This is a genomic window from Bradyrhizobium sp. RT6a (assembly GCF_040547675.1).
Lineage (GTDB): Bacteria > Pseudomonadota > Alphaproteobacteria > Rhizobiales > Xanthobacteraceae > Bradyrhizobium.
This window is the reverse complement of the sequence record NZ_JBEPQC010000002.1, coordinates 237,926-252,448: the sequence shown is the minus strand read 5'-3', so window position 1 is coordinate 252,448 and position 14,523 is coordinate 237,926. Positions and strand designations below refer to the sequence as shown.

The following is a 14,523-nucleotide window of genomic DNA, read 5'->3' as shown; positions in this document are numbered from 1 at the left end:
TGGGACGCAGTGGGCAGAAGGGTTGGGTAATGCCTCCTAGCAAAATCTGCCCACTGAGGGAATAGGGATACATCCACCTGGTTTGCCGTGTGGACAATAGCGAGGCCGTGAACCACCACGCGCTGCCGGGCAACAAACAGACGCCTCTCCTCAACGGGACCACCGCCAATGCGTCGCCTGCTCGTCGCGCTCTTCGTGCTCGCCGCAACCCTGTGGTCGGCATCCGCTTTTGCGCAGGCGCGCAACCAGCTTGGGCCGCTCTGCACCACCGACACCACGCCGGCCGACCAGATGATTGACGCTTGCACCAAGATCATTGCGCTGAAGGTGTTCAAAGGCGAGCAGCTCGCGACGGTCTACTTCTGGCGCGCGGTAGGCTGGAACAAGAAGGGCGATTACCCAAAGGTCATCACCGACGCCACGGAAGCGATCCGGCTCCAGCCGAGCCAGGCGGCCTATAATCTCAGGGGATCGGCCTACTACGACAGAGGCGAGTACGAGATTTCGATCGCCGATTTCGACGACGCGCTGAAGCTAGGCCCGCCGAGCGGTACCATCTTCCACAATCGCGGCAATGCCTGGCGCGGCAAGGGCGACTACGCCAAGGCCATTAGCGATTACGATATGTCGATCAAAGCTGATCCCAAATCGGCATTCTCGTACCAGAACCGCGGCATCGCGAAGGAGGCACGTGGCGATCTCGACGGCGCGCTGGCCGACATCAACCAGGCGATCCGGCTCGACCCGACGCTGCCGCAGCCGCTGATCAACCGGACCGCGATCTGGCGTGTCAGAGGCGATTACGATCGCGCGATTGCCGACGGCAGCGAAGCGATCCGGCTCGCGAAAGAGAAGCCGCCAGTCAATATCATGACGCCGCCGAACAGCGTGCTGATCTCAGGCTACACCCATCGCGCGCTAGCCTATGAGGTGAAAGGCGACTACGCGCACGCGAGGGACGACTACAAGGCGTCGCTGGCGATCGCGGCTTCCGATGCCGGCAGCAAGGCCAATCAGGCCACCGCAAAGGTGCGGCTGTCGCTGGTCACCGACGCTAGCGTGCCGATCCCGCGCGATGCGCCGTCACCGACGACGGAGCCCGCGCAGGCACCGGCTCCCCAGCAGACGGGTGCCGCGTCGCCCCCCTCGCCTGCTCCAGCTGCGCGCGGCACGCGCATGGCGCTGATCATCGGCAATGGCGCCTATGCGCATGTAAAGGCCCTGCCGAATCCCCCCAATGACGCGCGCGCCGTTGCGAAGAGCCTGCGCAACATCGGCTTCACCGTGTCAGAAGGCGTCGATCTCGACCGTGCGGCGATGCAGAAGATGACGCGTGACTTCTTGCGGGAGGCGGCGCGAGCACAGGTCGTGGTGGTCTACTATGCCGGCCACGGTGTGCAGGTCGACGGCCGCAACTATCTCATTCCCGTCGACGTCGAACTCAAGCCGGGCGCGAGGATGACGGAGGCGATGATCGACATGGACACGATCATGGCCGGCCTCGACGACCAGGTCCGCACCAACATTTTGATTTTCGATGCCTGCCGCAATAATCCGATGGCACAGCAGGTCGCATCCGCCGGCACCAACCGCGCCATCGAAGCTGCCTCCGGCCTCGCGGCGCCGACCAGCCTGGGAGCCGGCGCGACGCTCGGGGCCGGCACGCTGATCGCCTTCGCCACTGCACCGGGCCAGGTCGCGCTCGACGGCGAGGGTGCCAACTCGCCGTTCTCCGCCGCGCTCTCCCGCCATCTCGGCACGCCGGGCCTGGAAGTGCAGCAGATGCTGACGCGGGTGCGGGCCGAGGTGGTGTCGACAACGAAGAACAAGCAGGTGCCGTGGTCGAACTCGTCGCTACTGGGCGAGGTTTATCTGGCGGAGAAGTGAGGGGGCGTGTCTGCTGCGGTGAGGCGAAGCGTCGTGCTCATACTCAGTGTCGTCTCGGCGAAGGCCGGGACCGATAACCACAGGACGTAGTTTGGCGAAGACTCGGAGTTGCCGCCTTCGCGTCACAACATCTCCCTGGGGGTATGGGTCCCGGCCTTCGCCGGGACGACACCGAGGGTGTTGCACCAGTTAACCGTCACTCACGAGACGGGCTGCGTAGAGCTCAATTGCCCCACACTTCCTTCGCGATCTCCACGGCGAGGCTGAGCTTGGCCCACTGCTCCTCTTCGGAGAGGACGTTGCCTTCCTCCGTCGACGCAAAACCGCACTGCGGGGAGAGTGCGAGCTGCTCCAGCGGGGCGAACTTGGCGGCTTCCTCGAGACGGCGCTTGATGGCGTCCTTGTTCTCGAGCTCACCGAACTTCGAGGTGATGACGCCGACCACGACGACCTTGTTGCCCTTGGGCAGGAAGCGCAGCGGCTCGAAGCCACCGGCGCGGTCGCTGTCGTATTCGAGGAAATAGCCGTCGTAATTGGTGCCGGCGAGCATGGTCTCGGCAACCGGCTCGTAGCCGCCTGACGAAATCCAGGTCGAACGGAAATTGCCGCGGCAGACGTGCGTCGTCACCACCATGTCGGCGGGCTTCTCGGCCAGCGCATAGTTGATGATGCGCGCATAGATCTGCTGGAGGCCTTCCGGATTGTCACCGCGCTCGCGCGCTTTCTGCAATTCGTCCGGCGAGCAGAGATAGGCCCACACGGTGTCGTCGAATTGGAGATAGCGGCAGCCGGCATCGTAGAACGCCTTCACGGCCTTGCGGTAGGTCTTGCCGAGGTCTTCGTAGAAGGCGTCGAGATCGGGATAGACGTCCTTGGAGATCGCCTTGCGGCCACCGCGGAAGTGCAGCACCGCCGGCGAAGGGATCGTCATCTTGGCGGTGACGTGGGCCTGGTCGGCGACCTTCTTCAGGAAGCGGAAGTGATCCAGCATCGAGTGGTCATCGGGGAAATCGAGCTTGCCGATCACCCGCACCGCGTCATGCCGCGTCTCGACGCCCGCGAACTGAATGCCCGTGTCGGGGTGGAACATTTCGCAGCCGGTGAGCTTGGCCAGGAAGTCGAAATGCCACCAGGAGCGGCGGAATTCGCCGTCGGTCGCGAGCTTCAGGCCGAGCGAGGCCTGCTTATGCACGACCTTCTCGATCTCCATGTCCTCGATCTTGCGCAGATCGTCGGCCGAGATCTCGCCCTTCTCCAGCCTGGCGCGGGCTTCCTTGATCTTGGCGGGACGCAGAAGGCTGCCGACCTCGTCGGCGCGGAAGGGGGCTTTGGTTCGCTGCATTTCTTACTCCCAGTTACTTTTAGTGGGCCGCCGCCCCTGCGACGCCGAGGTGGCGCTCGAGGACCGACGGGTCGGCCTTCAGCGCGGCGCTCGGAGCGTCGTGGACGATCGTTCCGCGCTCCAATATCACAACACGGTCGGCCAGCCCCAGAATCTTTTGGGCATTCTGCTCGACGATGATCGAGCAGATGCCGCCCGCCCGCGTGATGGTCCCGATCGCTTTCAAGAGCTCCTCGACGATGATGGGGGCGAGGCCCTCGGTCGGCTCGTCCAGGAGAAGCACTTTCGGATTGAGGGTCAGCGCGCGGCCGATCGCCAGCATCTGCTGCTCGCCGCCGGAGAGCTGGTTGCCAAAATTGCTCCGCCGCTCCTTCAGCCGCGGGAACATCTCGTAAACCCTCTCGACGGTCCAGGAGCCGGGCTGGGCCACTGCGGACATGTTCTCCTCCACCGTGAGCGAGCGGAAGATGTTGCGCTCCTGCGGCACCCAGCCGATCCCTGCGCGCGCCCGCTGGTCCGGCCGCAAGGTCGTGACGTCGGTACCACCCAGCCCGACAGTGCCGGAGAAGCGACGGGTGACGCCGACGATGGAGTTGATCAGCGTGGTCTTGCCGGTGCCGTTGCGCCCCAACAGCGCCAGCACCTGACCTTCAGCAAGACGCAGCGACATGTTAGGCAGCACCACTGCCTCGCCATAGCCGGCGCGAAGCGAGTCGATCGCGAGCAGGTCAGACATTGACCGCCTCCTCGCCGAGATAGACCGCCTTGACCTGCGGGTCGCGCGCGACCTGCTCGGGCGGGCCTTCGGTGAGCAGCGCGCCTGAGACCAGGACAGAGATGCGGTCGGCGAAGGAGAACACGAGGTCCATGTCGTGCTCGATCAGCAGCACGGTGACGTCGCGCGGCAGGCTGCCTACGACGGCAAGAATGTCGTGGCGCTCGCTCTCGGGCACGCCGGCGGCGGGCTCGTCCAGCAGCAGCACGCGCGGCTTGGCGGCGATCGCGACCGCGATCTCGAGCAGGCGCTGCTTGCCGTAAGGCAGCGTCACGGTCTGTTCGTTCATGACGTCGAGCAGGTGGAAGCGCGTCAGGAGGTCGGCGATCTCGCCGTTGACGTCGCTGTGCGTACCCATCCGCCGCCACCAGTCGCCGCCATGGCCGAGGCGCTCTGAGACAGCGAGACCGATGGTCTCGAGCGGGGTCAGGTCGGGATAGAGCTGGTTGATCTGGAAGGTGCGCGACAAGCCGCGCAACACGCGCTTGTGCACGGGCAGATCCGTGATGTCCTGGCCTTCGAGCAGGATGCGGCCCGAGTTCGCCTTGAGCACGCCGGTGAGCTGGTTGATCACCGTGGTCTTGCCGGCGCCGTTCGGGCCGATCAGCGCGTGTCGGGCGCCCTGCTCGATTTTTAGCGACAAGTCGCGAGTGACACGCAGACCGCCAAACTGCTTTTCGAGACTTTGGGTTTCGAGCGCGATGGTCATGCGTCGCTCTCCGGCACGGCGACGACGGCCTTGCGCCCGGCTATCTGCCTGATGACTAGATTGGGCACATACAACATCCAGCGATGCAGTCGCTGCCGGCCGACAAGGACGATCACGACGAGCACGAGGCCGATCCAGAACTGCCAGTATTGCGGGGTGATGGTCGAGAACAATTCCTGCAGCATACGAAACAGCACTGCGCCGATCAGCCCGCCGTAGAGATAGCCGGTGCCGCCGATCACGAGCACCAGCATCAGGTCCGCCGAGCGCTCGAAGGAGAACACGTCGAGCGAGGCGATCGCGGTGGTCTGGGTGAACAGCGCGCCTGCGATGCCGGCATAGAACGCTGCGAGCGTGTAGATCGCAATCAGGCGACGGTTGACGGGGATGCCGATCGCGGCCGCGCGCAGCGGATTGTTCTTGATCGCCCGCAATGACAGGCCGAACGGGGAATGCACGACGCGGCGGGCGAACAGGAATAATAGGAACAGAACGGCGAGCGAATAGAAGAAGCCGGTCTTGCCGAACATGTCGAATGGAATCTCACCGAAGATAGGCTGCATCTCGATACCCTGCAGACCGTCGGTGCCGCCGGTGATGTTGGAGAAGCGTTCGGCCAGCGCCTCGAGCAACAACGCGATGCCGAGCGTCACCATCAGCCGCGTCAGGTCGACGCCGCGGATCACGAGGAAGCTGGTGGCGAAGCCGAGCACCATCGCGACAAGCCCGGCGACGACAAGCGCAAGCACGGGTTCGTTGATGATTCCGTGCAGCGCAAGAAGCCCCGCCGCGTAGGCGCCGACGCCGAAGAAGGCGGCATGGCCGAGCGAGACGATGCCAGCGTAGCCGAGGATCAGATCGAGCGACATCGCAAACAGCGCGAGCCGCAGGATGTCCGTCATGATCAAATAACGCGTGGGAAATACGAAGCCGCAGGCCAGCACGATCAGCCAGAAAGCGGCCTCGCCATAATGCCAGCGGGCCTTGCGCTGGGCGTGATAGCCGACGTCGGAGGAGGCGCTCATCGGCGAACTCAACGCGCGGCCGTGCGGCCGAACAGACCGTTCGGGCGCCAGATCAGGATCACGATCATCATGGTGTAGATCACGAAAGGCCCCATCTTCGGGACGTAATATTTGCCAGCGACGTCGCCGATGCCGAGCAGCAGCGAGGCCAGAAACGGGCCGGTGATCGAGGACGAGCCGCCCACGGTGACCACGATCAGGAAGTAGATCATGAATTTCAGCGGAAAGTACGGGTCGAGGCCGAGGATTTCGGCACTCAGCGCGCCGCCGAGACCGGCCAGGCCGCAACCAAAGGCAAATGTGAAAGCGAACACCTGCGGCACGTTGATGCCGAGGCCACTCGCGGCGCGGGGATCGTCGACCGCGGCGCGCAGACGGCTGCCGAACCGCGTCTTGGCCAGCACCATCTGGAGACCAATGGTGAGCAGCCCGCAGATCACGATGATCATCAGGCGGTAGCGGCCGATGCCGACTCCGAACACGTCGAACTGGCCCTGGAGCGCTGCCGGCAAGTTGATGAAGACCCGCGAGGAGCCCTGGATGTAGTCGACGGCCGCGACCGACATGAACGTGAGGCCGATCGTGAACAGCACCTGATCGAGATGGCTGCGCGCATAGAGGTGTCGGTACAGCGTGCGCTCGAGCACGATGCCGATCGCAGCAGAGGAGACGAAGGCAAGCGGTAATGCAGCGAAGAATGGCCAGCCCATCCGGTTGACCAGCACCATGCAGACATAGCCGCCGGCCATGGCGAAGGCGCCATGGGCGAGGTTGACGAAGTTCATCAAGCCGAGCGTGACCGCGAGCCCGCAAGCCAGCACGAACAGCAGCATGCCGTAGGCAACGCCATCGAACAGGTTGGTGAGGATTGAGGTCATCGTCTCAGCTTGGAGTTATCGTCATGGCCGGGCTTGTCCCGGCCATCCACGTTCTTGGTTCGGCTCTCGTGGTTGCCCGGGTCAAGCCCGGTCATGACGAGAGTGGCGGGCGAGATCCCCGATGCGCGCTCGGGGATGACGCGCTTTCGCGCGTTACTTCTTAGTCTTGCCGAGATCCTTGACGGCCTCGAAGGTCGCAAACTCGACGTTATAGAGCTCGCCGTCGACCTTCTCGACCTTCCGGATGTAGATGTTCTGCACGATGTCGCGGGTCTCGGGGTCGATCGAGATCGGCCCGCGCGGGCTCTCCCACTTCTGGCCCTTCATGGCTTCGACCAGCTTGGTGCCGTCGGTGTCGCCATTGGTCTTCTTCAACGCCTCGTAGATCAGGTGAATGCCATCATAGCCGCTCACTGCCATGAAGCCCGGCCGGTTTCCGTACGCCTTCTTGTAGGCCGCGACGAAATCCTTGTTCATCTGCGAGGAATGCGCCGCCGAATAGAGGTGCGCGGTGACCGTGCCCAGCACGGCGTCGCCCATGTTGTTGAGGAGATCGTCGTCGGTCACGTCGCCCGGTCCGATCACCTTAATGCCGGCCTTGTCGAGCCCGCGCTCGGCATACTGCTTCATGAAGTTGCCGCCCTGGCCGGCCGGCACGAACACGAAGATCGCGTCAGGCTTGGCATCCTTCATACGCTGGAGGAACGGTGCGAAATCCGGATTGGCAAGCGGCGTCTTCACCTCTTCGACCACCTCGCCGCCACCGGCGGTGAAGTTCTGCTTGAAGAAGTTGAGCGCGTCATTGCCCGGCGCGTAGTCCGAGGTCAGCGTCGCCACCTTCTTGATGCCGTTTTTCACCGCCCAGTCGGCGATGATGGTGGAGGATTGCGCCAGGGTGAAGCTGGTGCGGACAATATAGGGCGAGCGCTCGGTGATGATGGAGGTGCCGGCCGCCATCACGACTTCCGGGATCTTGGCTTGCGTGGCCAGCGGCGCCGCCGCGAGCGCGGCCGGCGTCACGCCGAAGCCGGCGATGAAATGGACCTTGTCGTTGACAATCAGCTCCTGCGCGGCGGTCTTGGTTTTGTCCGGAATCGCAGCATCGTCCTTGAGGATGATCTCGATTTTCTTGCCGGCGACGGTGTCGCCCTTCTGCTGCATGTAGAGCTTGATCGCGTTCTCGATCTGCTTGCCGGTCGAGGCCTGGCCGCCGGTCATCGGCAGGATCAGGCCGACCTTGACGCTGTCCTCAGCCCTGGCCGGAGCGATGGCCGCAAGGCCCGCGATGGCGGTAGCTGCAGCGGCCCAAATAGTCGTACGACACAGTTGTTTGCGTTCGAACATCAGATGTCCCTCCCCTTCATTCCTGATCTCTTGTGCGCCGGACCGAGTGCCCGGTCCTTGCCTTAAGTTTAGCTCACGCACGCGTGATGTCGCGCGCCACATGGCGTCTTTCGCGCCCTTATTGTCAATCGGACGTTTGGCGACCATTCGGCGCAAGCCGAGCGTTCCGATTGTCGACGGCAGAAGCGATATCGGGTCACGTCCGGGTAACCTCGGCATCGTGACTACGATCACCTTAATTTGTACGATTGTACAAACAAAATGGACCTGTCAACGAAAAAGCTTCATCTCCAATCAAGCCACTTTGTCGCGAGCTCTTGCCGCAGTCTAGAAACGCAGCCAGCCGAGGGGATGGAGGATTTCGTCTTTTGTTTGCAGAATTTGAACATCGGCCAAGGCTTGGGGTCGACATATTCCGGTAGCAAGTTACCTACCTCGAATAAGTCTATTTTACCTGTTGAAGGCTACTCTCCCGGTGCCAGCCTGACTTGGCGTCCAACACGACTGATCGCGCGCGCCCCCGTACAATGCCCAGATTCTTCCGTTCCCTCCTGATCCTCCTCGCGCTCTCCGCGGGCCTGTCCGGCTGCGGCACCGTCAACGAAAAGCTCTCGTCCGGCATGGGCGACTACGTCCCGCAATGGGCCGGCGGCTTGCCGGCAGACGCCCCGCCGCGGGCGGGCACGCCGCAATACGATGCCTACATGAAGGAGCGCGAGCGCAAGCGGCTGATGCCGGCAGCGGATCGCGAAAAGGAAGAGCAGGCGCAGAAGGGCGCAACGGGCTCGGCCTCCGGCACCGCGGTGCGTTAAATCGTGCCCTCTCGCCGCTTGCGGCGAGGTAAGGCAAATCAATCCACGAACACCACGGTCTTGCGGCCATTGAGGATGACGCGGTCGTTGAGATGGTAGCGGATCGCGCGCGCCAGCACGCGGCGCTCGATATCGCGGCCCTTTCGGACGAGATCCTCGGGGGTATCGCGGTGGCTGATGCGCTCGACGTCCTGGTCGATGATCGGGCCCTCGTCGAGGTCGCGCGTGACGTAATGCGCGGTGGCGCCGATCAGCTTGACGCCACGCTCATGGGCCTGGTGATAGGGTTTTGCGCCCTTGAAACCCGGCAAGAATGAGTGGTGGATGTTGATGCAGCGTCCCGACAGATTTGCCGAGAGATCGTCCGACAATATCTGCATATAGCGGGCGAGCACGACGAGATCCGTCCCGGTCTTGGCGACGAGGTCGAGGATCTGCGCCTCCTGATCGCGCTTGGTCTCTTTCGTAACAGGCAGATAGTGGAATGGAACCCCGCCGAAATCGAGCCCGTCATAGACCTCGCGCGGATGATTGGAGACGATTGCGGCCAAAGTCATCGGCAGCTCGCCGGTGCGCCAGCGATAGAGGATGTCGACCAGGCAGTGGTCGGACTTCGATACCAGCAGCATCACCTTGCGAAGCGCGGCGCGATCTCGCATCTGCCATTCCATGCCGAAACGCTCGGCGATCGCGGCAAAGCCGGTCTGGAGCGCCGACAGCTCCACGGCGAGATCGGCGGCGGTGAACACCACCCGCATGAAGAACTTGTTGGTCTCGATGTCGTCGAACTGCTGGGCGTCGAGAATGTTCTGTCCGTTATGGGCCAGGAAAGTCGACACCGCCGAGACGATGCCGGGACGATCCGGACAGGACAGGGTCAGGACATATTGATGATCTGGCATGGGCCTTGATGAAGGTTTGGGCAACGGCTGCGGAACGATCCGCGATCGCGCCCTGCTCTATCACCGACCCCACCCTTGCGCCAATCCCGACCGTGGAGTCAGGATGAACGCACCATTGCTTTGACTGACCGGAGTAGGCTCATGGCCGACCGTTTGAACGGCACCCGCATCCTGATCCTCGAAACGCGCGAGGAGGCGCAGTTTTCGAAGCTGCTGGCCGAGCAAGGCGCCGAGGTCGTGCAATGCCCGATGTTCACCATCCAGGATGCACCGGACCCCGCCCCGGTCGAGGTCTGGATCCGCCGGGCCATCGACAAGCCCTTCGACGATCTCGTGCTGATGACCGGCGAAGGGCTGCGGCGGATCATGAAGCTCGCCGTCGCGCGAGGGCTCGATCAGGCCCTCGTGGCGGCGCTTGCCGGATCGCGGAAATTCACCCGTGGCCCGAAGCCCGGCAAGGCACTGCGCGAAATCGGGCTCGAGGCGCAGCAGACCACGGAGAAGCCGACCACCGAGGGCGTGATCGAGATGTTGGGCAATCTCGACCTGAAGGGGCATCGCCTCGGCCTCCAGCTCTATCCCGACAAGGATCACAGCGCGCTGACCGATGCGCTGTCGGCGCAAGGGGCCGAGGTCGATAGCGTGCTGCCCTATGCCTACGATTCCAAGGCGGCGGATGCCAACATCGTCGCCGCCATCGACGACATGGCCGAAGGGCGGATCGATTCCATCGCGCTGACCAATCTCGGGCAGGTCCGCCGGCTGATCGAAGCCGCGAAAGCCCACGGCAGCGAGGCGAAGCTGCGCGCAGGTCTCGAGCGGACGCTGATCGCGTCGGTAGGACCGGCGGTCTCGGGCGAGCTCACCGCGCATGGTTTGCGCACGGACGTCTCGCCGGCCGACGAAGCCTATTTCATGCGGCCCCTGATCTCGGCCATGGCGACGGCGCTCGCGGAGCGGAAGCAAGCTCCTGCGCGTTGATCGCGCGTCGTCGGCGAGCATGGCACTATGCGGCAGCGCCAATTGACACCGGGATGGCCGGGGTTACCCTGCGAGCAGAAAAACGAATAACAAAGGGCAGGGAATCGCCGTGAAACCCGTCGTCGAGTCTTGAGCACGACCATACGTCTTTCCGCGCTCGCGCCATTCCGCATCCGCAACTATCGCTTTCAATGGCCGTCCGATCTGCTCACCTCCTGGGCATTCGAGATCGAGACGCTGGTGCTCGGCTGGTACATAATGGTCGAGACCGGCTCGGTGCTGCTACTCACCATGCTTGCGTCGCTCCAGTTCGTCGGGACGTTGGTGGCGCCGGTGTTCGGCATGGTCGGCGACCGCATGGGTCATCGCGATCTCCTGGTCGCGATGCGTCTTGCCTATATGGTGCTCGCGTCGACCATCATGATTCTGGCGCTGACCGGTCACCTGACGCCGCTAAGCGTCATGATCATCGTCGCAATCATGGGCCTGATTCGCCCCTCGGACCTCGGCGTTCGCGGCGCGCTGCTTGCCGAGATCATGCCGACCGAGCAACTGGTGGGCGCCATCAGCGTTGCGCGCACGACCCAGGACAGCGCGCGCATCGCCGGCGCGTTGACGGGCGCCGGGCTGTTTGCCGTCCTCGGCATTGGCCTCGTTTACGTGGTGATCGTCTGCCTCTATCTCGCGGCCGCGCTGCTCATGCTCTGCCTGACCAGGCCGGAAAGGACCATTGCCACAACTCATCTTCCGGCGGACAGTCGCGCCGTTTCAAGATTGCTGGGCGATTTGAAGGAAGGGATCGTCTACGCCTGGAATGGCCCGGGAATGCGCGCGGCGCTGTGCGTCGCCTTCCTGGCCAACCTGACCGCATTTCCTTTCACCGGCGGATTGCTGCCCTACATCGCGCGGGAGATCTTTCATACCGACCAGACCGGCCTCGGTTATCTCTCCGCGAGCTTCGCCGTCGGCTCGCTGATCGGCTCCGTCACGCTCAGCCTCGTCAGCGGATTGCGCATTGCCCGGCTCCTGATCGGCGCGACGCTGGCCTGGTACGCCATGCTGCTGGTATTCGTCGAGATCAGGACCATGCCGGTGGCGATGGCCTGCCTCGTGCTCGCCGGCATCGCCCAGAGCATGTCGATGATATCAGCTGCCGTGATCCTGATGCGGACGGCCAGCGCACACCTTCGCGGCCGCGTCATGGGCGTGCGCATGATGGTAATCTACGGCCTGCCACTCGGATTGCTCGCGGCCGGCAGCCTGATCGACATCATCGGCTATTCCGCGACGGGGTCGCTCTATGCCGTATCGGGGTTCATCGCGATGCTGGCAATCGCGATCCGCTGGCGCGCCGACCTCTGGCCGGTGCACGCGCCGGCCAATGCACGCTAGGTTGTGCGTCGCTCGTGGCACCGCAGCTGTGCCCGAAACTTCGAGAGCACGCGCAGGATGGGTTGAGCCCTTGCGAAGCCCATCCTGTTTCATCAGCGGCGAACGGATTGATGGCGCAGAACAACCGGCCGCCTACCAAGAAGCAAGGTAAGCCGTCGGATGACGCTACATCCGCATCGCCCCGACAGACATCACTCTTCATTCTCGATCGGCTAAAGGATTGAAAAACCAAATATCGCGGCAATCTTTGCGATAGGCGCGAGAACTGTTCCGGCATTTGATACGAACTCTCCCAGCAGTTTGGCCGAGGAAGCCAGCGATCTGAGCGCACCTTCCACCCGACCTCGATCCGGATTGGCTTTCGCGGCCTCCGCCTCCAACCCCTTCACGTGCTCGGAAATCGATGCCTTCGCCTGCTCTGGAAGCCCGATCCCCTCGATAGTGGTTTTGAGTTCTTGGAGTGACGCGCGAAATTGAGCAAGCTCTCCCGAAGAGAGGCTTTGAATTGCCGTCGCATTCGTGCCAACGGCCATCACTTGGGCGCTTACCGTATCCGCGATGATACCTTGATTACCCGAGGCGTCTGATTTTCTGCTCATGATGTATGCGACCTGCCACCAAGAGAACTCGTCTGACTGGTTTGTGCCGTGGCACCTTGCCCAACGGCCATCGTCTGCGCCGTCACATCTCCACCCTGGACCATGATACCCGAATTGTAGATGGTCATGACCTTATTACGGAGATCAGAAACATCAACGCCGTGGTCCTGCATGTGCTTGTAGATCAGCTCCACAATGGTCTGATCAAACGCCTTCACGGAGAAATCCAGATCCGCCTTCTGAGAATAATGGTCGAATTTCTCGTCCATCATCTCGCGTCTCGTGCTGTCGGCGGCCCCGTAGTTGAACATTGGGTTTGTTTCCAGGCTTTCCAGATATTCCTTTTTGAGCTGCTTGATCGAACGGCTCAGCGTGGCAAATCTCAGAAGGTTGTATGTTTCGGCGATGACCACAAACGGGCTGACCATTGCCAACCCAAAAAACTCGCGGATTCTTGTTGCCGGCTTCTTGTTGAAATTGGTGGTATCTGTGCCTTTGAATTCCTTGGTGGGCGGAGTAAGCGCAAATCTGCTCGTCTCGATGTAAAAAATCTTGCCCTGGAGCACGGTTCTGACGACATGAGTGAGTATCAATCCGCCGTCCCAGCGAATGTCATGGAACATGATGTAGCATCGAACAAGATTAGGGTGCCTCTCTGCGAGGTCGGCTACCGCGACCTCGTTCAAGCTTACGTTCGGTTGGTTGATATTGGCCTCGTGCGAGACCATCGGAAGGATGAAGGCATCCTCACCGCGAATCGCGATGATCTCCCTTACGAGCAAGTCGCCGAAGCCACTCCCTGGAAGCTCCCGTTTGATGGCGGCTTCAATTTCTCCGCAAGATACCGGATGAACTTGCGCTGTGCCTGACGCAGTTTGTGCCGGCCTTTCGACATCAACCGTGAAGGACCATTTACCAACTGGTACCCCGGCGAATTTAAACGGATCGAAATCCTTGAAGACCAGCACGCGCTGGTCGCTCGGACCAATGCCGACATCCAGCTTGCTGTCATGCGGCGCGTTGAGCAGTTGCGTCGCCTTGTCCAGGTTGAACTTGTTCCTCGCGAAGTCGCGCAGCTTCGCTTGACGGTCGACATGGCGTTTGCCGACGGCAACCGCTGCCACGAGAAAGAGAAGCACGAATGTGGCCTCGGGCATGCCTAGAATGAATGCGAACACGGTCAAGACAAGAAGGATCGCGCAAATTATGCGATGAGCCGTCTCCTGAGATTCCAGTTGCGAGGCCAAATAGACCATTGGACGGGGATCGAGACCGATCTCCAGCGGAGGTGCGGCGATTGGATTCATGGCCTTGAGCAAGAGCTTCCTCCGGAACGCGGCTCCTCTCGTGTGCACTCCGGCCAAGGCCAATCTCATGACTTCGAAACAGCTCGGCCAGTGCAACGTTCGAATGGATTTATTGGAATTATCTAACTGGGGCTTCGATAATTGATCGAGCATATGACCACTCTCCGTCGAAAGTGACGCCACTGAGGCCGAACAAGCATGTATGCCGCCGACGATCGTCAATCACAGACCGACATCACTGCGCGACCTTGAACCGTGGGCTGAGTTCGCGTGAGACCGCCGCTGGCCCCAGGAAGCGGGCCAGAACGCGCTCGCACGGCACGGCAGAAGGTTATGCGGTCATCGAGATCATTGCGCGGTCGTGTAGCAACTTGGTGTCCGCGGCTGCATTCAAGCACCCGCCGAAACGACTGAAATGATTTTTGTCAATTCCAATTGGGCCTCTCGCTCAAGTTCAAGGGCCACTCCAGGATGCTATCAAAAGTTGCTTCCCAGTCAAGTGACACTCTTGGGAGACGACAAAATCAACGTCGGCTCGCATTGACGTCCGTCAGGGCGGATGACCTATGC

The 14,523-nt window shown here is 62.1% G+C and carries 13 protein-coding genes; 4 read left to right on the top strand and 9 right to left on the bottom strand.

Annotated features, from left to right (window positions below; translation table 11 throughout):
• The first annotated feature begins 168 nt into the window (after positions 1-168).
• On the top strand, positions 169-1,887 hold the full coding sequence (locus ABIC03_RS10975) for a caspase family protein (RefSeq protein ID WP_354057975.1): 1,719 nt from the start codon (positions 169-171) through the stop codon (positions 1,885-1,887).
• A gap of 223 nt (positions 1,888-2,110) precedes the next feature.
• Here ABIC03_RS10975 and ABIC03_RS10970 read toward each other — a convergent pair whose 3' ends face one another.
• The 6 genes from ABIC03_RS10970 to ABIC03_RS10945 form a co-directional block, all read right to left on the bottom strand.
• Positions 2,111-3,229 (bottom strand): cobalamin-independent methionine synthase II family protein, encoded by a 1,119-nt coding sequence (locus ABIC03_RS10970; RefSeq protein WP_354057973.1) that lies wholly within the window; start codon positions 3,227-3,229, stop codon positions 2,111-2,113.
• A 19-nt stretch (positions 3,230-3,248) separates the two neighbouring features.
• Positions 3,249-3,965 (bottom strand): ABC transporter ATP-binding protein, encoded by a 717-nt coding sequence (locus ABIC03_RS10965; protein ID WP_354057971.1) that lies wholly within the window; start codon positions 3,963-3,965, stop codon positions 3,249-3,251.
• Positions 3,958-4,713, bottom strand: a complete 756-nt coding sequence (locus ABIC03_RS10960; protein ID WP_354057969.1) for an ABC transporter ATP-binding protein — start codon at positions 4,711-4,713, stop codon at positions 3,958-3,960. The genes ABIC03_RS10965 and ABIC03_RS10960 overlap by 8 nt, the downstream gene beginning before the upstream one ends.
• Positions 4,710-5,738: a branched-chain amino acid ABC transporter permease gene (locus tag ABIC03_RS10955; protein ID WP_354057967.1), complete on the bottom strand. Its 1,029-nt coding sequence runs from the start codon at positions 5,736-5,738 to the stop codon at positions 4,710-4,712. Before ABIC03_RS10955 ends, ABIC03_RS10960 begins: the two co-directional genes overlap by 4 nt.
• Positions 5,739-5,746: 8 nt before the next feature.
• Positions 5,747-6,616 (bottom strand): branched-chain amino acid ABC transporter permease, encoded by an 870-nt coding sequence (locus ABIC03_RS10950; RefSeq protein ID WP_007612509.1) that lies wholly within the window; start codon positions 6,614-6,616, stop codon positions 5,747-5,749.
• 153 nt (positions 6,617-6,769) lie between these two features.
• Complete coding sequence (locus ABIC03_RS10945) at positions 6,770-7,960, bottom strand: ABC transporter substrate-binding protein (protein ID WP_354057965.1); 1,191 nt, start codon at positions 7,958-7,960, stop codon at positions 6,770-6,772.
• 527 nt (positions 7,961-8,487) lie between these two features.
• Here ABIC03_RS10945 and ABIC03_RS10940 point away from each other — a divergent pair.
• Positions 8,488-8,772 carry a hypothetical protein gene (locus tag ABIC03_RS10940; RefSeq protein ID WP_354057963.1) on the top strand — a complete coding sequence of 95 codons (285 nt, stop codon included), beginning with the start codon at positions 8,488-8,490 and terminating at the stop codon, positions 8,770-8,772.
• 38 nt (positions 8,773-8,810) lie between these two features.
• Here ABIC03_RS10940 and purU read toward each other — a convergent pair whose 3' ends face one another.
• Entirely contained in the window at positions 8,811-9,674 is an 864-nt protein-coding gene (purU, locus tag ABIC03_RS10935) for a formyltetrahydrofolate deformylase (protein ID WP_275170195.1), read from the bottom strand.
• A gap of 141 nt (positions 9,675-9,815) precedes the next feature.
• Between purU and ABIC03_RS10930 the strand changes: the two genes are divergently transcribed.
• Entirely contained in the window at positions 9,816-10,655 is an 840-nt protein-coding gene (locus ABIC03_RS10930) for a uroporphyrinogen-III synthase (protein WP_354057961.1), read from the top strand.
• 129 nt (positions 10,656-10,784) lie between these two features.
• Positions 10,785-12,047: an MFS transporter gene (locus ABIC03_RS10925; RefSeq protein WP_354057959.1), complete on the top strand. Its 1,263-nt coding sequence runs from the start codon at positions 10,785-10,787 to the stop codon at positions 12,045-12,047.
• Positions 12,048-12,259: 212 nt separating this feature from the next.
• On the opposite strand, the gene ABIC03_RS10920 is transcribed toward ABIC03_RS10925, so the two are convergent.
• Positions 12,260-12,646 (bottom strand): hypothetical protein, encoded by a 387-nt coding sequence (locus ABIC03_RS10920; protein WP_354057957.1) that lies wholly within the window; start codon positions 12,644-12,646, stop codon positions 12,260-12,262.
• A complete protein-coding gene (locus tag ABIC03_RS10915; RefSeq protein WP_354057955.1) occupies positions 12,643-13,965 on the bottom strand; it encodes an AbeC-like domain-containing protein in 1,323 nt (440 codons plus the stop codon). The genes ABIC03_RS10920 and ABIC03_RS10915 overlap by 4 nt, the downstream gene beginning before the upstream one ends.
• Between the last annotated feature and the right edge of the window lie 558 nt (positions 13,966-14,523).

Excerpts from the sequence above, each read along its gene's own strand:
- ABIC03_RS10975 (WP_354057975.1), top strand. The coding sequence starts at position 169 with ATGCGTCGCCTGCTCGTCGCGCTCTTCGTGCTCGCCGCAACCCTGTGG.
- ABIC03_RS10970 (WP_354057973.1), bottom strand. The coding sequence starts at position 3,229 with ATGCAGCGAACCAAAGCCCCCTTCCGCGCCGACGAGGTCGGCAGCCTT.
- ABIC03_RS10965 (WP_354057971.1), bottom strand. The coding sequence starts at position 3,965 with ATGTCTGACCTGCTCGCGATCGACTCGCTTCGCGCCGGCTATGGCGAG.
- ABIC03_RS10960 (WP_354057969.1), bottom strand. The coding sequence starts at position 4,713 with ATGACCATCGCGCTCGAAACCCAAAGTCTCGAAAAGCAGTTTGGCGGT.
- ABIC03_RS10955 (WP_354057967.1), bottom strand. The coding sequence starts at position 5,738 with ATGAGCGCCTCCTCCGACGTCGGCTATCACGCCCAGCGCAAGGCCCGC.
- ABIC03_RS10950 (WP_007612509.1), bottom strand. The coding sequence starts at position 6,616 with ATGACCTCAATCCTCACCAACCTGTTCGATGGCGTTGCCTACGGCATG.
- ABIC03_RS10945 (WP_354057965.1), bottom strand. The coding sequence starts at position 7,960 with ATGTTCGAACGCAAACAACTGTGTCGTACGACTATTTGGGCCGCTGCA.
- ABIC03_RS10940 (WP_354057963.1), top strand. The coding sequence starts at position 8,488 with ATGCCCAGATTCTTCCGTTCCCTCCTGATCCTCCTCGCGCTCTCCGCG.
- purU (WP_275170195.1), bottom strand. The coding sequence starts at position 9,674 with ATGCCAGATCATCAATATGTCCTGACCCTGTCCTGTCCGGATCGTCCC.
- ABIC03_RS10930 (WP_354057961.1), top strand. The coding sequence starts at position 9,816 with ATGGCCGACCGTTTGAACGGCACCCGCATCCTGATCCTCGAAACGCGC.
- ABIC03_RS10920 (WP_354057957.1), bottom strand. The coding sequence starts at position 12,646 with ATGAGCAGAAAATCAGACGCCTCGGGTAATCAAGGTATCATCGCGGAT.